Origin of the sequence: Acidocella sp., from assembly GCF_050253495.1 — a bacterium.
Taxonomy (GTDB): Bacteria; Pseudomonadota; Alphaproteobacteria; order Acetobacterales; family Acetobacteraceae; genus Acidocella.
This window is the reverse complement of sequence record NZ_JBFWIX010000022.1, coordinates 35,046-54,874: the sequence shown is the minus strand read 5'-3', so window position 1 is coordinate 54,874 and position 19,829 is coordinate 35,046. Positions and strand designations below refer to the sequence as shown.

The window sequence follows — 19,829 nt, the reverse complement described above, 5'->3', positions numbered from 1 at the left end:
GCCAATCCAAAGCCGTTCAGATGGACCAAGAGCGCCGACGATATCCTCGCCTCAATTCAACGCTTCTGCCTGCGGTCCCTCACAAAAATGCCCAAAATGAAGACAAATTCCGAATCAGGACACTAGATTGCCTCCTCCTCCTTCGAATTCGTGCTGCAAAAGCTGGTAGGATGAATAGACGATAGGCTGACTAATCGCGGCGGCATAGCTTGCTCCGAGAAAATGCCATGGTGAAACCCACATAAGAATTGGCACTTCAACTAGCACGGTGAGATGCGTATTTGGCACCTTATCACCAGGGCTATAACCTTGAGCGGCGCCAGTAGGCGATCCGTATAAACTGTAAGAAGTATAGTAATTATCTAGTTCACCATAGAGTCCCGGCGGTGGCAGGACGCCTGCCGGCGCTCCTAGAAACAATCCACGTAATTGCTGGTCCCATAACTCCTCTGCGTTGGCAACATTTGCTGCGAACATTGCATTAATTGTGCACAGCACAAATAGCGTCACGAATCTAAAACGTAATGAGGAAAATTTTCCAACCCCGTATTTTATATTTTTCATCTGGTTTCCCCCGATTTTTCTTGACGTTTTGTAAAACGATATTCGCTTAGCATTCTCTTTGTTCGGGAATGCTTTTGACAATTTGACTTGGATGATTGTTTTTCGTCATTTATGTCAGATTATCAAGGGTAATTTTGCCTGACATGAAAATATTTTTGATTTTTGTGCCCGATACAAACAATAGTCTGCAAAATCAGAAGCACCGCATAGTCGATGCTCGTATCGATTTAATATAAGTGAAGAGATTCCATTATTGGCTGACTACTAGCGACCAGAAGGTGAATTCATTGAGCTTACAGCCAAGCTGTCCTGTTGACGCTACACATCGTATGATCTGTCGGCACCGATTTGCCTTTTAGGTAAGAGATCTCTGCAGCATCATGAAACGTCATAGCAAGGCTCGCGACGGCCACGACACAGTAATACACCGAATGGAAATATCCGGATATGTTTTGAACGCACCCAAAAACCGAACCGATGTTCTATCGGTTCGGTTTTTGGATCAACCGCTCAAGATGGTCGATATCCTCTCTTAAGATACGTAACCCGTCGATCGGATCGGCACTTCGCTCTCTATAAGGATCCCTACGCAAAACTGATGCAAGGGCCATATCTCCGAGAGTTTGCACGATCTCTTCCACTACGAGTTTGCCATCTGGCTTAAACCACCAGGCCGTCCAAGAGCACATGCCAATGATAGAGAACGCGGCGACACGCGCGTTTATGGGGCGGAATAACCCACGGTCGATGCCACGATCGATGATCTTTGTGAAATTCTCGAGTACCGCCCGTTTAGCAGTGGAGTGCACTCCTAAAAGTCGTGCTGGTAACTCGCTTTCGGAACGATCGACGACCTTAAACAGTAACCTGTGCTCAAGAATCCATTTGGCGTGTGATTGAGTTACCAAGCGCAGGGCCTCTGCAGGCTCTAGCTCGGAACGCTCTGCGATTGCGCTAGATTGCCGCTGGCTGGAGACCGTGACTTCCTCCACCAGCGCCTCGATTAACTTTTCTTTACTCGGAAAATGATAATATAATCCTGGTCGGCTGATGCCAAGACCATCGGCCACGTCCCGCAAGCTTGTTCCGCGGTAACCTTTTTCAGCAAAGATCCGAGCCGCGGTGTCGAGCGCAGACTGTTTGATAAGCGCCGTCCGCGCACCATTGCTCTGGTCTCCACCAGATTTACTTATTGGGGATGCAATTTTCGCATCCGTCTGGGAAGCAACAACCTTTGCACGGCTGGATTTGGTATTGGGCTTGGTCATTAGTGGATGATGGAGCATAGGTTTGATATGGGCAAGGATTAGTCGCCAAAAGTTTCAAACCAATCGGCAGTTCAACATCTTCTCCAACTCATTGGTTAACACAAGCGGCCAAAATCTGAAACTTTTAAGTCTTACTATGGGCAGGGAGGACTACCGGCCCATCATCCCATCAACAGCGCACCGGCGTTAGGGACAAACGGCCTTAGTCCGAGCTTGTCGAGCATAATTCTCGTCGTACAGACGGCCGTTGAGATCACAGGAGTTCCAAGCTTGTCTTGAGCAAGCTGAATCGCAGGAAATGAGGGCATTTGTACGCAGGCCGATAGAATGACCACATCAACACCTCGTGTATCGAGCCGCATGACATCGTCTAATAGACGCAATGGGTCACGGCGGCCGACTTCCAAATTATCGGATATTTCAAAGCAATCCCATGAGGTTACGCTAATTCCCTCGGCCTCTATATAGTCAACTACCTTTTGCGTCAAAGGCCGCATATAGGGAGCCAGAAGTGCCACGCGCTTCGCGCCTAGGATGTGCATGCCTTCGATAAGCGCACCGGCCGACGTCATAACTGGACAAGGGCCACCCGCTTCTTTGGCGGCTGCGGCCAACTCCATCTCGGTTACGCGGTGATGGCCCAGTCCCATCGCCATGATCGCCACGAGACAAGCTGTGCTCATCACGTCGACACGCGCATCGGCCAGCTCGGCGGCGCATCTGGTTCCCTCGGCATTCATCTTTCGGAGCTCTTCCAATTCAACTTTGTGCATTCGCATTCGGCTCGAATGAAAGGTAAAACGCTCTTCTGGAATAATCCCTTCGCGTGAGCGCAACATCGCGGGGATTTCTATTTCCATGGTCGTATTAGAACTGGGTACAATTTGCCCGATACGGAAATTTTGCACGGCAAGATAACTCCTAAATAATTAGTTTCCGCGGTGAGCAGACGATTCGGCCTCAAGCAATTCTCTTATTCTTTTCCGTAAAGCCATGCGATCCAACTTTCCGACGCGAGTGACTGGAAAAATGTCGATCCTCTCAACGCGTTCGGGACATTTGAATTTTGCAAGGCCTTGGGCCACCAAAAATCCAGCAAGCGCGGAAACGCCCGGCGCCTCGGCTCCGGGCCGGGGAATGATAAAGATGCAACCCTTTTCGCCGAAAATTGGATCCGGCATAGCAACGAGACGAGCTTCTGCGACATCAGGATGACGAGCAACGAGCGTTTCAACCTCCTCGCAGCCGATTTTTTCGCCACCTCGGTTCACATTATCTCGCGTCCGTCCCCGGAAGTGGTAGCCTATTTGTCCCTTTACCTCGACATGGCGCATGATATCGCCGGATTTGAAAAATCCGTCACTGTCCAGAACTTCGGCGGTTGCGTCCGGCGCGCCATAATAGCCCTTGAGAGATGAGGGTCCTCGAAAAATAAGTTCGCCGTCTTGTCCGGGAGCAGCTTCGGAGCCAGTTACAGGGTCGACGAGTCTAATTACGTCGTCAGGGATCCCGGAGAAGCCATTGCTCTCATGTCGAATTGCCGCAGCACTCTCCGGTGCACTGCCGAGCAGCAATCCCTCGGTAATGCCATAAAGATTAACACAAGGGACGCCTAGATGTTGCTCAAGCGTTCGCGCTCCACTCATTGTCGCGAACATGCGCAGACTCTTCAAGTTGTGGTCGGCAAGATCTTTGTAGTTCAAGATCTGCCCCCCCACTGGCCCGATCGAGATAGCATGCGTCACTTGGTGGCGCTCGATTGTTGCAAGCAACTGCCTGATGTCCAGCTTAGGGAGAATGACTGTGGAAGAGCCAAGCACCAGCGGAGGTATCATTGCATATACCTGCCCCGCGTTATGCAGAAGCGGGAGAGGCCAGATCATCCTGTCCTCACACCCGAAACCAAACTGTCGCATGCCGGCGACAGTGTGAGCGAGATATTCACCGTGGAAACGCGGAATAATCTTGGGGATACCGGTTGTGCCGCCCGATAGTTGGAAGCTTAGCACGTCGCCTGAGCCAATCGGCAGATCGACTAGGTATGCTCGCGCATCTTTCGGCGAAATGGCTGACGCTAGCGCTATAAGATCCGCACCGATTTCCGGCCGAGAACCGCGCAAAATGCAGACATGCTCAATCGTAGAATGTTCTCCCTTCATGCGATCAGCAAAGGCCGCGAGGTCAAAGCTGCTAAAGTCACATTGAACAATGTGCGCACGGGCACCTGACAATGTAATAAGCTGACGGATCTCGATCTCACGATATTGCGGTATCGCGCAAACGGGTATCAACCCTGCTTTATAAAGGCCGGTAACTGTGATAACTGTCTCGATCGTGGTGCCAAGCTGTACGACCACACGGTCTCCCGGTAGCAGTCCAAGGCTGAGCAAAGCAGCGCCTACACGGTCGCTTTCAATATCCAACTCCGCAAAACTAAGTAAACGCTCATCGCTGATGAATGCCGGGGAGTTTGGTTGCCTTTGTGCCTGAATGTGTAAGGCATCACCAACGGTCATGTCAAACCACGACCCGTTGCTAATCCACTGGGCAACGTCCTCCGGCCGTGAATAGACGACGCCCGGCAGACGGTTCAGCACCGAGCCTACGGCTTTTTTTGTTCCGCTAGCCATCGTTCTGTTAACCCGCCTCAATGCTTAACGTGTCCCGATCAAAACGGGTTATGCGCCCAACGATGCCGCCTGTCGGGACGCCATACCAGACCGCCGGCTTCAGCCCAAGAGTTCGGCGATCGAACCTTAGGGGACTGGTTGAGCGAATCCTATGGTATCCATCTGAAGAGATGTCTACTTCGCAGTTAGGAAGGTCGCGCGCAGCCGCAATGATCGATGCGAACTCAGGTACATTGGGAATGCGAAGAGTGACCACACCGCGCTCATTATTCGTGCCAGACGAGGTTTGCCCCTTGCGGCTCCACACGTCATCGATGGCTTTGATGCGCTCTCCCTTGGCGGCAGCCTCGCGTTCAACCGCAATCCCGGCCTCAATCGTTGCGGCTGCATCCACGGCGTCAATCGTATTCAGGTCACGCAACTTACGGGTAAATTCGACGAAATAGCCATTCGGATCCCGGCAGTAGATGGATTCGATCACCTCATGAGCGACATCGACCGACACTTCAATACCGAACCCCTCCAAACGCTTACGCCAACGGGCAAGGTCGGCCTCATTTTCGACCAGCCAAGCGGTGTGGGTTGCGTCAAACACATGATCTTCGGGCCAAGGCTTGGCCGGTGCGCGCTCGGCAGACGCAGGAACGGGCTGTTTGAGATAGTAAAAGAAAGCGATGGTGCTGTTGTTGCCGCTATCAAAAAAGAAATGAAGGAAGTCCGGGTGCGTCGCCGGCCCCCAGCCGCGTGCTGAGATAGCATGAACAAGCGGTAATCCAAGAATATCCCGATAGAAATGGACGGTTTCCTCAAGTTTCCAGGTGGGGCGGGCGCTATGATCAACTCCGTTCAATCTTAAAGGGGACTGTGCGGCTTGCGGATCGGGTGTACGGGAATTGTTGGTTTGCATGACATTATTCCTCCACTTCGTCATACTTGACAGTTTTTGGTCATTTGAGTCAAGTATTGTCAAACTAAGACTAGGAGCTGAGATGTCCGAGAAGGTTGCAACGGCAGGATTTCGTAACGCTGGCTGGACCATGGGGGCCCTTCCACCTGGTGTTCAGATCTCCATCCATCCACTCGCCACGCAAGATGGAGCGGCGGTAACGGGTATCCTTTACCGTTCTGGGGGGGCGGATACTGTCTTCTGTATCATGCATCCTCGCGAATTCCTCGCATCTCATTATCTGGTGCCGGCATTGGTCGCGGCAGGCTTCGCGGTTTGGACGCAGACATCCAGGTCGGTCGGTCAGGATATGCGGCTCGAACATGAATTTGCCGTGATTGATGCCGCCGCAGGAACCGGGTTTCTGCACGCGCAAGGGTTCAAACGAATTATCCTGATCGGGAATTCCGGTGGCGCAAGCCTTTATGGCTTATATAATCAACAATCCCTGCTTGCTGCGGAGCGCCGCTTGACGCGAACACCGGGTGGTCGTTCGGTACCACTTGCGACAACCCAAATGCCCGTCGCGGACGGGATGATCTTCGTCTCGCCGCATCCAGGCCAGGGCCAACTCCTCATGCGCTGCATCGATCCGGCGGTACAAAATGAGCAGAATCCGCTGGCAACCATCCCCGATCTCGATTTCCTCAATCCCGAAAATGGCTTTCAGCCAGGTTCAAAAGGCTCATCTTACCCGGCCGCATTTGTTGAGCGTTATCGCCTAGCACAGCGAGAGCGGGTAGCTCGTCTTGATGCCTTAGCCTCCAAGATGATCGAAGAGCGGATGGAGGCGCGCAAGCGTGCAAAGGCGGGCGGTTCTCTGCAAGACGCACGGCTAGGCGCCGTCAGTGGGCTTTTGACGGTATGGCGAACTGATGCCGATCTGCGTTGCTGGGACCTTTCACTTGACCCTTCCGAGCGCAAGCTTGGATCCGTCTGGGGTAAAAACCCCATTGATACTAATTACGGCGTCCCTGGATTCGGACGTGTTTGCACGCCGGAAGCATGGCTTTCGACATGGTCAGGGCTAAGCTCGCGCGCAGATCTATTCACGACAGCGACCAACGTCGAACAACCCTGTTTGCAGATCGAATATACTGGTGATAACACGGTGTTCCCGTCTGACGGGGAGGCGATATTTGCAGCGATCGTCAGCGGCGCGAAAGTCCGTGCACGTTTCCGTGGCGACCATCATGGCCGTGCCTTAGAGCCAGAAGAGCGCCCAGGTCGTGACGATGCCGCAGCGGAAATTGTCCGCTGGACCCGCGAAATGTGGGGCTAACACGGTGACAAGGGCCACGGTATCTACCGCGGCGATGAAGAATAGCTAAAGCATCGTAGTGAGGACGAAAGATGAAAATCGATATTGTTGGTGCCGGGCCCTCGGGTCTTTTCTTTGCCTACCTTATGAAGCGAGATTTTCCGCATTATCGAATCCGTATATTCGAGCAAAATCCGGCAGAGGCAACATTTGGATTTGGCGTCGTATTTTCTGGACGAGCCCTTCATTATCTTTCATTGGGTGATGCCAAGTTGATCGAGCGCCTTTCGTCCAGAATGCAAAAATGGGATGATCAGCATATCGTAAAAAATAACGAAAGAGTCGTAATCGATGGCAGTAGTTATGCCGCAATCGAGCGTCTGACTTTGTTGCGTGAGTTAAGAGAAGCTTGCGGTCAGCTTGACATCCCGATTCAGTATGAGCAGCGCATTGTAGACCTCGATTTATTCGAAGATTGCGATGTGCTGGTCGGTGCCGACGGCGCTAATTCCATACTACGCGATCGGTATTATGATGCATTCGGTACGCGGGTCAAAGATTTAGGAAATTTTTTCGCCTGGTACGGTGTTGACCACGCCTACCCCGCGCACACTTTGACATTCAAACAGAATGCAGAGGGAACCTTTTGCGGTCACCATTATCGCTATACACCAACCCGGAGCACCTTCGTTGCCGAGGTCGATAATGCCACCTGGTACAGCTCAGGCATGTTTGAAATGAGCAATGAGGACCGACAAATCCTATTCGAGCGTCTATTCGAAACCACACTGGGCGGCCAAAAATTGCTTAATAACCGGTCAAATTGGAAGCGCTATCGGTTGGTCGAGAATAATCGTTGGCATTTCGGCAAAGTTGTGCTCATTGGCGACGCATTGCGCACAGCACATCCATCCATCGGTTCTGGTACCCGGCTCGCCATGGAGGACGCGATTGCGTTGTGGTATGCTTTCGGCCAAAAAAAAACCAATATCGAAACATTATTTAGCTCATACGAAGCAGAACGAGCTCCAATACGCAACAAGCTTAATAAGGCAGCTGCGGCCAGTATTGCCTGGTATGAGGATATGGCTGCCAAGATGAGTATGGATATCTATCGTTTTGCACACGATTACGCGGTACGCACGGGCATCATGACAGTACGCAGGCTTGCAGAAGAAAGCCCTCAATTCAGCGCGCTTTATGCTGAACGTGTCGGCTCGCAAGCTGCGCTCTCCGCATGAAAGGCTATCATTGCTTCTCTGATATACAGACGGAATCGGCGGCAGATAAGACAACTGGCATAACGCATAGTTCATCGTTTATCCGTCGATCATCACAGTGAAAATTTAGAAACAAATTCGGCATGAGTGACAATTCGCTTTCCAGTTATCAAACTTTTGGAAATCTAACCATCCCAGCCGCAAACGAGGAGCTGATCTCGAACGTGCCGGTTATTGTCCGTAAGCGAGTTGCCTTTGGCGACTGTGACCCTGCCGGCATCGTCTACACGCCACGCTTCGCCGACTATCTCATCGTTGCGCAGAGCTGGCTACGAGAAGTGCTCTTCGATCAGCCGCTCCCTGTAGAGCTACCAATGCGAGGCATGACCCTTGATTTCCGTCTTATGATGCGTGCGGGTGATCGGTTCGATATGAGATGCGACGTAACGGAGATTCGACGTCGGATGTTTACGATTAAAATCGTAGGTGTAGGGGGGGACGGGTTAGTCACGTTTGTTGGTACCCTATCACCGATCGCGTACGATCAAAAACGAAGATGCTCTGTAGATTTACCTAAATGTTTGCGAGATCGGTTGTATCAATATCAAGAAATATGTCGAGCTTCAGAGGAAGCTTGAAGTTTATCTCGATAGGAGATGGTTTTCTACCGCACCTACCAACGAGGCGCTTCGTCAAGGTCGGTTCAGAAGAAATAAAGCGCTTCTTTAACATTGAAACATCCAAATGGGGGAGAGTACATGAAAAATACACATGAAGGCCGGGTCGCGTTGGTAACGGGTGCCGCGAAGGGGATTGGACAGGAGATTTGCATTCGCTTGGCTGAGAGGGGAGCGACGGTCGTTCTCGTTGACCTGGAAGATCCGGCAGAAACGGCATCCCTGATCGGCGGCAACCCGCTGCGCTTGACCGGTGACGTTAGCAATGCAGAGAGCTGGGTACAATTTGCTCGGCTTACCGATGAACGGTACGGTCGTGCTGATATTGTTGTCAACAATGCGGGCATCTATCCATTCGCGGAGATTGACGATTTGACATACGAAATATGGTCGAAGACTCTACGAGTTAACCTTGATGCACATTTCTACTCGGCAAAATCCTTTGTACCGCTCATGAGACGCAATCAATGGGGCCGTTTCGTTAACACTTCCTCGAACTCAATCGGAACACCGCTTGCCGGATTAAGTCACTATATGGCTGCCAAAATGGGTGTCATCGGTTTTGTGCGTGGACTTGCCAACGACCTAGCCAAGGACAAAATCACGGTCAATGCCATTCTCCCGGCGATTACTAAAACACCAGGTACAAGCGGAATGCCCGACGAAATGATCCGTACGGTCTGGGAGCAGCAAGCGATCAAGCGATTTGCTGAACCCAGTGATATTGTGGGGCCAATCCTATTTCTGACGAGCGATGACGCGACCTTCGTAACCGGACAGGCTATTGTCGCCGACGGAGGGATGTACAAAGTTTCCTAACGCTAGATTGAAAAATACGCTTTCATAGGCGCAAAATAGGGGAATCGACCATGAATACGATAGCAAAAGCGAGCGCTAATGTACCTCTCCATCTCGAGAGCTATGGAAACTACATCAATGGTGAGTGGGTTGAAAGTACAAGCGGACGAATGATCTCCCTCTTTAACCCTGCGACGGGCCTGCCACTGGCCACCATCCAGGCGAGCAACGAGGTAGACACCGCCCACGCGGTAGCAAGCGCACATGCCGCATTTCCAAACTGGTCGCGCACGAAGCCCGGCCAGCGCCAAGAGATTCTTTACGAGATCGCGCAGCGCCTGAAGCGGCGCATCAATGATTACGCAGTGCTCGAAACGCTCAACAATGGTAAACCAATCATGGAGGCCCTCCATTTTGATATGCCGATGGCGATCGATCAATTTCTATTATTTTCTGGCATGTCCTGGGATCTTCATGGCGGATCAATGAAGCACGGCAGTGCACTTGGCATCATCCACCGTGAGGCGCTTGGCGTATGTGCGCAGATTATTCCCTGGAATGTACCGATGATCATGCTTGCCTCCAAGTTGGCCCCAGCTCTCGCTGCCGGCAATACGATCATCATGAAACCTTCTGAGATCGTATGTTTATCGGTCATGGAGTTTTTCAGGGAAATGGCAGATCTAATTCCACCGGGTGTTGTAAACTTGCTGTGTGGTTATGGACCAGATGTTGGGGAGGCTCTGGTAACCGACCCTAGGGTTCGAAAAGTTGCTTTTACCGGTTCTCGGCCAACGGCACGCAAGCTTATCCAATATGCCTCGGTCAACATTATCCCACAGACTATGGAGCTTGGCGGGAAGTCAGCAAATATTATTTGCGAGGATGCTGATATCGATGCGGCGGCAGAAGGCGCGGCAATGTCAGTCGTGCTTAATAAGGGCGAGGTCTGCCTCGCGGGTTCACGCGTGTTCGTGCACAAGAAAGTTGAGGACAAATTTTTAGACAAGTTCCAATCTATTCTAAGGGAGGTTCGGATCGGTGATCCGATGAATCCCGAGACACAACTGGGTGCTATGGCATCACAGGCGCAATTCGATAAAGTGATGGGTTATCTTGAGATCGGCCGTGAAGACGGTGCCAAGGTCGTTTTGGGCGGCGCCCAGGCAAATGGGGAAGGTCTCGATCGAGGGTTTTATATTCAACCAACCATCTTCACGGGGGCAAGCGAGGATAGCCGTATTTCACAGGAAGAGATTTTTGGTCCGGTCTCGACAGTCCATGCCTGGTCTGACGAAGAGGAAATGCTCCGCTCTGCAAATAACTCGGTTTACGGCCTCGGTGGCGGCGTATGGACGAAGAATATCTCGCAAGCCCATCGTATCGCAGGTGCGCTCGAGACTGGGACTGTCTGGATTAACCGCTATTATAATTTCATGACCGGCATGCCCATCGGGGGTTATAAGCAGAGTGGATTCGGGCGTGAGTTTGGACGTGAAGTACTCGATCATTATACTCTTACGAAAAGCGTCATCATCAATCTCGATGATGGTCTAGTCGGCGCCTTCGACCAAACCTAATCCGACCGCCAAATTATGCCCAGAGATCCACTCAGCAGAGGAGCAAGAAGTCGGAGACACAGAAGGAGATACGGCTATAATCACCACTCGCCCGCAAGCCGTAGCCGGTACCCGTCCGGTCTGCGGGTGAGTGTCTAGCCGCATTCACAGTCGCTACCCAGTGTTTGGTAGGTTTACCAATTGATTGCTGCAGCTCCTGGTCTTGACGCGTCAGTTTTATTGCCTTGAGGCTCAGTGTAGGCCGTGGGTTTTCGCCAAGCGATTCAAGGAATTGCCACCATGGGGTGCCAAACTGGGCGGCTGGACGTGATAGCGCCCCACTAGGCCTCGCGTTAGGTGGCCCGCCGATGGCAAATTTTGCTACCCGACTTACGATCCCAATCAGCAATGATACGGTAAACTCGAATTTTGCAGCACGGAGTGAAGGAAGGTTAGGGTTTACCGTCGCAGGTGGCAGGACAGATTTTCGAAGACCAGGAAGTCTGGTGGAGAGCCCGTTCTGCTGAAGTTAAACGGTGAGAGATCATCAATATCGGCTCTGGATAAAATCAGCTGTACACAGAAGAACGAACACTCTCCGCCGGTTAGCCGGAGCTGGTCCGGCTACTGGCAACGACACGCAGCGTGACGGCGTCACCGATTGTCCAGATGCACATGCCTTTGCGCTTTTCAACCATGCGGACAAGCTTGCGCCTTGCCGCATGACGCAGGGCTTGGACGACAGATTCGATCCGCCACGAGTCAGATCAAACCTGAGAAGAATACCCTCAGGCGTGGCGACTCACCCTCTTGGTCACCCGGATTGAGAGCTACCCATGATATTGCATCTCTCCTTATCATGATAACTGCAATGGATTGGCTATAGAGCCGTTACTCGAAGAAGAGTTAGAAAACAGGATCTACGATACATATATTTATGTAACCCAAAGGCCCTTCTTCTTGACTTCAATGAAATTGTTCTGAATAGGAATAATCGTGTCGCCGCTGTTCGCTTCCTCTCCACCGGAACTTGTTGATTTCACAGGCATTTCCAGCCTATCCAAAAATATCGAAATCGTGAAACGACTAACCTATGGTTCTATTGCATTTGGATTCTACCGGCACCGCTCCAATGACGGGACCTTGATCGGTACAATTCAGCACTCTGTTCTCATCAATGAAGATGTCCCATTTGATCTTGATTGGCGGCCAAATGGTATTTCTAAAATACAGAAAACGGAAATATACACTGGAATAATTCAGATTCATCCTTCCGACGTACTGATTTATAAGCGCTGGAACCGGCCCTCGCGGATGCTGTTTTTCGCGATAGACCAATCATTCGTCCGACGTACCCTAGAAGACATCTTCGGCAATAGTTCCATACAACTCAAGCCCAATATTGGTATCCAAGACCAAGTGATTGCCGGCATGGCAGAATCATGGCGCGAAGAGCTGCGCCAAAATGGGGCAGGAGGTCTTGTTTATGCAGAAGCTTTAGCAACAGCATTGGTCGTCCATCTGTCTCGAACCTATGGGGCCAACCACGCCGAGCCCCCTCACTTTTCCGGTGGCATGAACGCAGTTCGCCTCAACCGTGTCGCTCAATATATCGAGGATCATCTGGCCGAGGACATGAGCCTCCTCACCCTTGCTCAAGTTGCTGACTTCAGCGTTTACCATTTTAAAGAAGTCTTCAAAGCAGAAACCGGAAAAGCGCCGCACCAGTATTTAATCGAACGGCGCATTCATCACGCAAAAGAGATGCTCCTGGCAGACGATCTGCCAATCGTGCAGATTGCGCTTGCCGTCGGCTTCTCCAGCCAGAGCCATTTTACGCTCAACTTTCGTAAACTGACAGGACAGACACCTCTAAGATTCCGCCAGGAGAGCAGGCATGGCAGCAATGATACGCCGCTCGAAGAATAAGGGTATAATCAAATATCAGCGAATTATGTTGTTCTTCTGTGAAGCGTTTCGGGTCAAATTCCGTCGTTCTTCTGCCCCCTGATGCAGCCTCATTGTATTCCAATAATCCACCTCAGATTGCTCCTCACCGGCGAGTTGTCGCGCGGTATTCGCAATTTTCTCGACAAGAGCCATTCCTAAATGCGCAATGCGTACCAGAGCGACCGCGCGTTCCCGCAAATGTTCGGCCACCATCGGAAACTGCTCGGTCAAAGCTCGGCTCAACCGGCTGTCCGCAAATCGACGGCCAAGAGAAATCCTGTCTCCGCGCTGTTCCTCCTTTGCCTCTATGGCATGAAGCGAAACCTGAACCGTACGGATCGTCCCGCGGCGCAGATCCGCCGACCGCTCCATCATATCAAGAGCCGTCTCCTTAACCGGCTGCTTCGAGAAATTCCTGACGATGTTGTTCAGAATGTCCCCACGCATGATTTCACGCCGGTCCCCCAGCGGCCGCCGCGCGACGATCTCCGCCTGTTCTGCCCCCTCGGACGTCACGATAAAACTCTGTTCCCGGTGCCTGCTGCCGGACGTGTAGGCCCCAAAGGCAGAAACCAGCCGCGTGCCGGCGGTCACTGCATGGATGTGCTCAGTCACGGTTGTTCCCTGGGCCGTATTGGTCGTGAGGGCATCGCCATAAGCCAACAGCACCCGATCGCCGGTCTCATCCCGGAGAGAACCCCATGCGACCAGCCCTTCCCTTCCGGCAGAATTACGAAGAACCAGACCCTCGCTTCCGACCGAGACTACTTCCAGCACCGTGCCATTGCGACCGATATTCCCGACTGTGCCGCTCTCCGAGAATTTGGCATTGACTCGACGGAACAGACGCACCCGGTCGCCGTCGGCCAATGCCATGTCGTAGGTACGACTCCCCTCCCCATCGGTAGCTTTGATGATGAGACGGTCCTTTTCAATCTCACCCATCCGCCGCCGGCGGGTGCGGATCGCCAAACTTACATCATGAGCCTCAGCATTTGTCGGCGCGCTCACGGATATGCTAAATTCATTGCGATTCTGATTAACCCCCCGGCGTTCCGCCCATAGATCTGCGATATATTCTACCGCCTCACGATAACCTCCCGGCACAATCCGCAACGTGCCATTGGCGTCCTTACGCTTCAGCGCCTCCTCGGCTTGGCCATTGCGGAACATGAGGACCGTCTCACGTTCTTCCTCATCCTTCTGCCGAACGGAGCTGATCAATTCCGGAATCTTGCCGCCCCCCAAGGCTCGCCGGAGCAATGTGAGGACCGCCCCCGCTTCTACCGACTGCATCTGACTGGGGTCGCCCAGCATCACCACCTGGAACCCGGTTTGCTTCTGAAGCGTCAAGATTTCGTTCAACTGCCGCGTACCTAGCAGCCCGACCTCATCGATGACGATGATTGCTTTAGGATTGAGCCGAAGTTTTCCCTGTTGGGCCGCATGCAGGAAGGACGCAACTGCCCGCGTGTTACGGGGCGCGATCCCCGCCTCAGTCAAATCATCCGCCTGCCGCCACGCCAAAGCGATACCATATACGGTCCGCCCATCATCCTGCCAGGCACGGACCAGCGGCTTGAGCAAAGTGCTTTTGCCTGATCCAGCCACGCCAATGGCCACGCCAATGCGCCCGCCTATCCCCAGCTGATCAATAATTTTCCGCTGCGCGCGACCATGCCCCGTTTTAAAATCAATCTCCGGAAAGGACACGATCGCGGCATTGATCCGTTTCGGCGTAAGAGCGCAGCTTCGATCCCGACTCCCAGCCCGCGCAATTTTTATGAGGCGTTGTTCCTCCTGAATATCAAGCGTGGTGGTGATGGCGATACGGTCCCGCCCCTGATTGCCTTTGACCGTTCCCCAGATCAGCGCGGTATCCTGCCCGCGGCGCTGGACACCACGCTCACGGAACGCCTGGGCCACGGCATCGACATCTTCCGCCGCATCCACGCCGGCAGCGATCAGCCCCTTCGCTGCCGCAATCCTCGCATCCGCACCGTCCACAACTGCCCGCCGGTCGAACAACTTGGCAAGAAGAGGAACCGCAACCTGGTACGCCTCCTCCAAACGCCGCGCACGCTCGGGCACAGAAACCCGCACATCGGGCTTCAGGACGCTGCTATGCACATAACCGATCGCAGCAGCCGTGCGGCACCATGCCTCAAAATCACTGATGTCGTCTGCTTTCCCTTCCTTCCGGTTCTGCACACCGGATTTAAGCAGCGCAATTTTGCGCTCGGGATCAAGATTATCCCAATCCAGCCCCTGAGACAGCGCAAAGGCACGAGCTGCATCCGTGCCATTTACCGTCCGGCGGCTGAACTGTTCCACCACCTCGTCCGGCACGGCGGAAAGTTTCGCCAGCTCGGTGCGCTGATCCAGCTCAATTTCCACACCATGTGTGCGGAGATTGGTTGCAAGATATGCCTGATAGAGCGCGCCCCATTCATGGATACGGCCCTCAAGCTGCGCGAGATCAAGACTGCCGACCCGGCCGCTGGGCGTCTCGACAACATTGAGCACGGCAACATGGGTATGGATCTGCATATCACCCGGCACACGCCCTTTGGTGCTGGTGAGGCGATGCAACTCGGTGAATGGCTGGCCCAGATCGTCGGTCCGGATGATTTCAACCGTGGGACGCGCCGCGTAATGGTCGAACGAGACCCAGCCGATGCTCCCCGCCTCATAGCCCAACCGGGCAGACCGCCCCATGGACGCCCGGCCAATCTCCTTCTCGATGGCAAGCATCACACTGTCGATGGCATCTCGGTGTGCCTGGTGGATGATCGCCCGTTCCGCGGACGTCGGCGCAAAGGCCCAGGCAATCGAGATAGATTTTGGTGCCGAGAAGGTGAGGTCGATATAGCCGTTGCGGGATTTCGAGGTCTCCAGGATGATTCGATATTCCCGGTCGCTCAGCTCCTGCCCTCCCGCGGCTTTGCCTGACAGGATATTTTCCCGTTCCTCGTCACTCAGCTTCCGTGATTTGCCCCCAAAGGCCAGGGTCAGCCGCCGCAAGGCACGCTTCGCCTCCCGTTCCGGCAACTCCTCTCCCTTCCCGGTGCGCCCTGCAAGCACGTGCTCCAGCTCGGCGCGTGTCGGCCGCCGGCCCGGGTCAAGGCCGAAGATTTGTGACATGGGCAGACTGGCGGTTTGTGCCGCCCTGCCCTCGATGGCACCGCCGTCTGCGCGTTGGCCGTTAAGCAAGAAGGCCACCTCTCCAGGTCGCAACCCCCGGTGCGGATCAATACCGAGGCGTTTCGCCAGAGCAGGATTCATATCGCGCCGCGGCGTCGCGATGGCGCTGCTATAATCGCGAGCTGTCCGAGCGCGCTCTGTTTCGGCATCAAGGCGGGGGACCGCAATTTCAGCCCTCAAGCGGCCCCCTGAGGCCAACGCCTCGTCCCGGCTGACCATCTCGGCCGCCACGAAAGCAGCCAGGGCACGCAACACCAGCACGTCCCAATCCAGTGCACCGCCGCCATCATCGCGATAGGCATTGTCGCCCAACCGATCGGCTTCCGCCTTCACGGCTTCATCAAGCGCATCACCATCTGGGATCACCCCGTTCACAGCGAGCCTCGCATAGCGTGACGCCACCGCATCCGCTGGCGTCGGCGGCCTCACGCCCTGCTCATAATATTCGGCCATCGCGGCCATTTCCGGGGAAAGGGTCTGCTGCAGAAGATGCTCCCCCATCAGACGCGCCGCCGAGGGCGCCCCTGCCGCGCCCGTCCGATAGGTCAGCATTTCACCGCGTTCCCCCGTTGGTGTGGGGTGGCGCCGGGAATATCCTCGCCTCTTCCCTCACGGCTCCGGCAAGAGTGTCCGCCAGCCGGTCAAATTTCAGCTCCATCGTGCCGATAGACGCATCCAGTTCCATAATCGCCGACGTCAGCTCGCCCAACACCTTGGTCACGGGCGAAGAAGCGGGCTCTTCGGCCGCATATTGGCTAAGTTTTCCAAGGAGATTCGCCTGCGCCCGCAACGTGTCGATCATCAGCCCCAAGGCGCCATTTATGGCATCCTGACCAGACTGCAGGGCCACCAGACGATCGATGATCGAAGCTACCTCCGAAGCGTCACGGGCATTTGCGTCAGCCATGGCGCCGCTACCGTGTGAGCCTGCGCCCGAGCGGCAGATCGAGGGGCGGCGCTTCCAGCTCGTTCAAGGTGGGTTGCCTGGCACTATCCGGAATACGAGATTCCGCCCGCGCATCGCGGAGCAAATTCATAGCGCGAGACAGAGCCGCATCCTTTCCATATCCGCCCTGACGCGCAACGGCGAGCCAGTAATTCGCTGCGGCGCGGTCAAGATCGGCGACGATTTCTGCCATGGTGTGCCCTCCTAAATCGAGCGCCCGCGCCGGGCTGCCGGGGTAAGCCCCTGCGTTGGCGATAATGACGCCCCAGGAAATTGCTCCGAAATGTTACGCCAATAGCTGGTCGCATCCGCAGCGGGGCGATGAGCAAATTCCCGCCTGTCTCTGCTGGCAGTTGCCGCCGTGCGGGTACGCGCAAGTGCGGTGCTGTCCTTCTGCACTGCCACTGCACGGGTTTCGCGCTCGGGCCGTTGTTGCGCGGCCAGACCAGTACGGATTTCGATACCAGCCCCTCGCAGCCGACCGAGAATATCCGCGACAGCGGTAAGCTGCGCCTGATAGGTCCTGCCCTCAAATGAGGGCTCAAGAGCCAAATCACGCCCCACGGATTTTACGGCACCCAGGTCGGTGGTCTCCCGCGTCAGATCAATGACGCGGTTATCACCATAGAGCACGCCCCGTATTTTTTCATCCAGAGACGCAACGAACAGCAGTTCGTCCCTTACCTCCCCCGACGTGCGCGCATCGCGCCAAGCACCCGTCTCATAGGAAAAACTCAAATCATCAAAGCGCTCCCTGACATCCAACGCCGCCGCACGTACAGCCTGCGGCATGTCCCGGCCAAGGCGTGCATCGATCTCCTGATCCAACCGCACATGAAAATATCCAATATGCCGCGTCTCCACATCCTCCGCAAAATCCGGTTTCCATCCGACAAAGCGGGGCGTGACATGCTCCCAGAGAGACGCCGCAAATTGCAGCGGCACCTCTCCTTCCACCGCAAACGAGCGAAGTCGCGCCGTGAATTCGTCAATCTGGTTGCCCCGGCGCAAAGGGTCGCTGCCATCATCGGCAAAATGATAACGAAAATCGATCCCGCGCCCCTGCTCCTGCAATGCGGTCAATTCGTCGACCTGCCGGTCTGTAAGCCCGGCGGCTTTAAGGGCGTCGGTGATTGACCCGCTCATTGCGCCGCCTCCTCACGAGGTGACGCGGGCGACGTGCCCAGCGGCCGATAAAATCGGTTGGGTGCCACACGCTCTTTGAAGTCCGGCCTCCTGAAGTAGATCGCGCGCCCGCAGCGCAGGGGCACCATGCCGCGGCCCAAAATAAATTGTTCATCGTCACGAACATCATGCATCAGCTCCGCCGCGCGGATCAGCGGCCGGCCAATCTCATGATAGGAGATGTTCGAGCCGCGCGAGAGGTTTGAGGCTTCCATCGCCTTACCAGCCTTGCCGGTATTCGTCCCCTCGGAGCTTGCCATCACGCCAAAAGTGCCGAAGGATTTTTCCAGCTCGGTGGCGGTATCGAGATCCTGCACGGCAGCGTAACAACGATAGGAAACGCCATCATACCAAGAGCGCTTGCCCTGCTCCCCCCATTGCTCAACGATCTGCCCTGTGGACTGGTAGATCGGCTGAAGCGTGATGCCGTATTTGCGCCCCGCATCGCGCGCGGTTTCCAGGATTTTCATATAACCAAGGCGCGCCGCCTCATCGAGCAGGAACAGCACCCGCCCGTTGACATCGCCATCTGCCTCATACACCGCGTTCAGCAATGCCCCGATAATGGTCCGCGCGATGCCCGGCTCCGTCTCCAGCGCCTTCATCGGCATTTTGAGAAACACCGTCGTCTTGCCGTCCAACAGGGCAGACGTCTTGAAGCTCGCACCTGAAACAAGATGACTGAACGCTTCATTGCCCAGCCATGTCGTCATTTCCGCGGCACCGCCGATAACGCCACTGAATGTTTCCTCGACCAAACCACAGAGCGGTCCCGCCAACTGGCGTGCGTACATGCTGGGGCTGCTCTCAAAAATACCGTGCAAGGTCGCGCGTATCTGATCCGCCGGCAGGGCAATGGCCCGGCGCACGGTATGCAGCGTCTTCAACTCCGGCGGAGCATCAGGATCGAAAACGAGGTGCGCAAGAGAACAGCGCACAACGTTACGCGCCATGCTGTCGAAAAAATCATCCTTCTTATTGGCGGGCTTCGCATCGCCACAAATCCAGGCAACTACGGATGCGATATTGGTCGCCGCCAGCAGCGAGCCGATATCGATCCAATCAACCACATTGATGCCCGTTTGTCCGGCTGGGTCGAGCTCATAGACATTGTGCCCCATCGCCTGCCTCGCGGCGCGTAGCATAGGCGCCAGCTCGCCCGATGGATCAAGCACAACGGCAGAACCGGTCCAGTGTAGCAGAGTGGAAACCGCGCAGGTGGTTTTGAATCCACCACTGCCGATGATCATCAGCGAATGAGTTGGCCCCTCCCGGCAAGGGTCAATCAGCAGCGGCGCTTTACCGCCCTGCCCCCAGCTTCGCGGATTATCCGGATCAAAGCGTTTGCGCGCCGCCTTATCCTGATCAACCCGGTACGCCTCACCGACGACAATCCCGCCAAAAACAGGATCAGGGCCAGAGAATCTCCCTTTTGCCGCCGCCATGCTCATCCATTCGGACCGGCCGTGATTGTCGGTTACCGCGAGAGGAGATGAAACGATGCCGCCAAAGAGCGGACGGCGCAGGCGCGGCCCCACGACCTGCCGGCTCCGGTAAATCAGGCCAGCGATCATCACCAAAGGCGGCACAGCCCCCACCCCGGCGCCAATCTTCAGCCATA

16 protein-coding genes are annotated in these 19,829 nt (G+C 54.6%); 6 read left to right on the top strand and 10 right to left on the bottom strand.

All coding sequences use genetic code 11. The features are described 5' to 3' along the window. Nucleotides 1-114 precede the first annotated feature (114 nt). From AB7D48_RS14375 to AB7D48_RS14355, 5 genes are all read right to left on the bottom strand, one after another. A complete protein-coding gene (locus AB7D48_RS14375; protein ID WP_427980423.1) occupies nucleotides 115-564 on the bottom strand; it encodes a hypothetical protein in 450 nt (149 codons plus the stop codon). 482 nt (nucleotides 565-1,046) lie between these two features. Then, a complete protein-coding gene (locus AB7D48_RS14370; protein ID WP_427980420.1) occupies nucleotides 1,047-1,832 on the bottom strand; it encodes a TetR/AcrR family transcriptional regulator in 786 nt (261 codons plus the stop codon). A 161-nt stretch (nucleotides 1,833-1,993) separates the two neighbouring features. Next, nucleotides 1,994-2,740: a maleate cis-trans isomerase family protein gene (locus AB7D48_RS14365; RefSeq protein ID WP_427980418.1), complete on the bottom strand. Its 747-nt coding sequence runs from the start codon at nucleotides 2,738-2,740 to the stop codon at nucleotides 1,994-1,996. A gap of 21 nt (nucleotides 2,741-2,761) precedes the next feature. Beyond that, complete coding sequence (locus AB7D48_RS14360) at nucleotides 2,762-4,462, bottom strand: AMP-binding protein (protein ID WP_427980415.1); 1,701 nt, start codon at nucleotides 4,460-4,462, stop codon at nucleotides 2,762-2,764. Nucleotides 4,463-4,469: 7 nt separating this feature from the next. Continuing rightward, nucleotides 4,470-5,369 (bottom strand): VOC family protein, encoded by a 900-nt coding sequence (locus AB7D48_RS14355; RefSeq protein ID WP_427980413.1) that lies wholly within the window; start codon nucleotides 5,367-5,369, stop codon nucleotides 4,470-4,472. An 82-nt stretch (nucleotides 5,370-5,451) separates the two neighbouring features. Between AB7D48_RS14355 and AB7D48_RS14350 the strand changes: the two genes are divergently transcribed. From AB7D48_RS14350 to AB7D48_RS14325, 6 genes are all read left to right on the top strand, one after another. After that, nucleotides 5,452-6,690 (top strand): hypothetical protein, encoded by a 1,239-nt coding sequence (locus AB7D48_RS14350; protein ID WP_427980411.1) that lies wholly within the window; start codon nucleotides 5,452-5,454, stop codon nucleotides 6,688-6,690. A 71-nt stretch (nucleotides 6,691-6,761) separates the two neighbouring features. Beyond that, nucleotides 6,762-7,910: an FAD-dependent monooxygenase gene (locus AB7D48_RS14345; RefSeq protein WP_427980409.1), complete on the top strand. Its 1,149-nt coding sequence runs from the start codon at nucleotides 6,762-6,764 to the stop codon at nucleotides 7,908-7,910. A gap of 122 nt (nucleotides 7,911-8,032) precedes the next feature. Further along, entirely contained in the window at nucleotides 8,033-8,527 is a 495-nt protein-coding gene (locus AB7D48_RS14340; protein WP_427980407.1) for an acyl-CoA thioesterase, read from the top strand. 120 nt (nucleotides 8,528-8,647) lie between these two features. Next, nucleotides 8,648-9,385 (top strand): SDR family NAD(P)-dependent oxidoreductase, encoded by a 738-nt coding sequence (locus AB7D48_RS14335; protein ID WP_427980405.1) that lies wholly within the window; start codon nucleotides 8,648-8,650, stop codon nucleotides 9,383-9,385. A gap of 50 nt (nucleotides 9,386-9,435) precedes the next feature. Next, nucleotides 9,436-10,944: an aldehyde dehydrogenase family protein gene (locus AB7D48_RS14330; protein WP_427980403.1), complete on the top strand. Its 1,509-nt coding sequence runs from the start codon at nucleotides 9,436-9,438 to the stop codon at nucleotides 10,942-10,944. 975 nt (nucleotides 10,945-11,919) lie between these two features. Continuing rightward, nucleotides 11,920-12,852, top strand: coding sequence for a helix-turn-helix domain-containing protein (locus tag AB7D48_RS14325; protein WP_427980401.1), 933 nt, complete (start codon nucleotides 11,920-11,922; stop codon nucleotides 12,850-12,852). Between the two features lie 15 nt (nucleotides 12,853-12,867). Here the strand turns inward: AB7D48_RS14325 and mobF are convergent, their stop codons facing one another. Genes mobF through AB7D48_RS14300 form a run of 5 tightly spaced genes read right to left on the bottom strand, consistent with a single transcriptional unit; the run spans nucleotide 12,868 to nucleotide 19,782 of the window. Then, a complete protein-coding gene (gene mobF / locus AB7D48_RS14320; protein ID WP_427980399.1) occupies nucleotides 12,868-16,578 on the bottom strand; it encodes a MobF family relaxase in 3,711 nt (1,236 codons plus the stop codon). 52 nt (nucleotides 16,579-16,630) lie between these two features. Continuing rightward, nucleotides 16,631-16,984 (bottom strand): hypothetical protein, encoded by a 354-nt coding sequence (locus tag AB7D48_RS14315; protein ID WP_427980396.1) that lies wholly within the window; start codon nucleotides 16,982-16,984, stop codon nucleotides 16,631-16,633. A 7-nt stretch (nucleotides 16,985-16,991) separates the two neighbouring features. Next, complete coding sequence (locus tag AB7D48_RS14310) at nucleotides 16,992-17,216, bottom strand: hypothetical protein (RefSeq protein WP_427980393.1); 225 nt, start codon at nucleotides 17,214-17,216, stop codon at nucleotides 16,992-16,994. Between the two features lie 11 nt (nucleotides 17,217-17,227). Continuing rightward, complete coding sequence (locus AB7D48_RS14305; RefSeq protein ID WP_427980390.1) at nucleotides 17,228-18,169, bottom strand: hypothetical protein; 942 nt, start codon at nucleotides 18,167-18,169, stop codon at nucleotides 17,228-17,230. Beyond that, the gene (locus AB7D48_RS14300; RefSeq protein ID WP_427980388.1) at nucleotides 18,166-19,782 is read right to left on the bottom strand and encodes a type IV secretory system conjugative DNA transfer family protein; all 1,617 of its coding nucleotides are present in this window, start codon (nucleotides 19,780-19,782) and stop codon (nucleotides 18,166-18,168) included. Before AB7D48_RS14300 ends, AB7D48_RS14305 begins: the two co-directional genes overlap by 4 nt. Between the last annotated feature and the right edge of the window lie 47 nt (nucleotides 19,783-19,829).

Coding starts and splice junctions, on each gene's coding strand:
- AB7D48_RS14370 (WP_427980420.1), bottom strand. CDS start 1,832: ATGACCAAGCCCAATACCAAATCCAGCCGTGCAAAGGTTGTTGCTTCC.
- AB7D48_RS14305 (WP_427980390.1), bottom strand. CDS start 18,169: ATGAGCGGGTCAATCACCGACGCCCTTAAAGCCGCCGGGCTTACAGAC.
- AB7D48_RS14340 (WP_427980407.1), top strand. CDS start 8,033: ATGAGTGACAATTCGCTTTCCAGTTATCAAACTTTTGGAAATCTAACC.
- AB7D48_RS14310 (WP_427980393.1), bottom strand. CDS start 17,216: ATGGCAGAAATCGTCGCCGATCTTGACCGCGCCGCAGCGAATTACTGG.
- mobF (WP_427980399.1), bottom strand. CDS start 16,578: ATGGGGGAGCATCTTCTGCAGCAGACCCTTTCCCCGGAAATGGCCGCG.
- AB7D48_RS14375 (WP_427980423.1), bottom strand. CDS start 564: ATGAAAAATATAAAATACGGGGTTGGAAAATTTTCCTCATTACGTTTT.
- AB7D48_RS14345 (WP_427980409.1), top strand. CDS start 6,762: ATGAAAATCGATATTGTTGGTGCCGGGCCCTCGGGTCTTTTCTTTGCC.
- AB7D48_RS14350 (WP_427980411.1), top strand. CDS start 5,452: ATGTCCGAGAAGGTTGCAACGGCAGGATTTCGTAACGCTGGCTGGACC.
- AB7D48_RS14335 (WP_427980405.1), top strand. CDS start 8,648: ATGAAAAATACACATGAAGGCCGGGTCGCGTTGGTAACGGGTGCCGCG.
- AB7D48_RS14315 (WP_427980396.1), bottom strand. CDS start 16,984: ATGGCTGACGCAAATGCCCGTGACGCTTCGGAGGTAGCTTCGATCATC.
- AB7D48_RS14360 (WP_427980415.1), bottom strand. CDS start 4,462: ATGGCTAGCGGAACAAAAAAAGCCGTAGGCTCGGTGCTGAACCGTCTG.
- AB7D48_RS14300 (WP_427980388.1), bottom strand. CDS start 19,782: ATGATCGCTGGCCTGATTTACCGGAGCCGGCAGGTCGTGGGGCCGCGC.
- AB7D48_RS14330 (WP_427980403.1), top strand. CDS start 9,436: ATGAATACGATAGCAAAAGCGAGCGCTAATGTACCTCTCCATCTCGAG.
- AB7D48_RS14355 (WP_427980413.1), bottom strand. CDS start 5,369: ATGCAAACCAACAATTCCCGTACACCCGATCCGCAAGCCGCACAGTCC.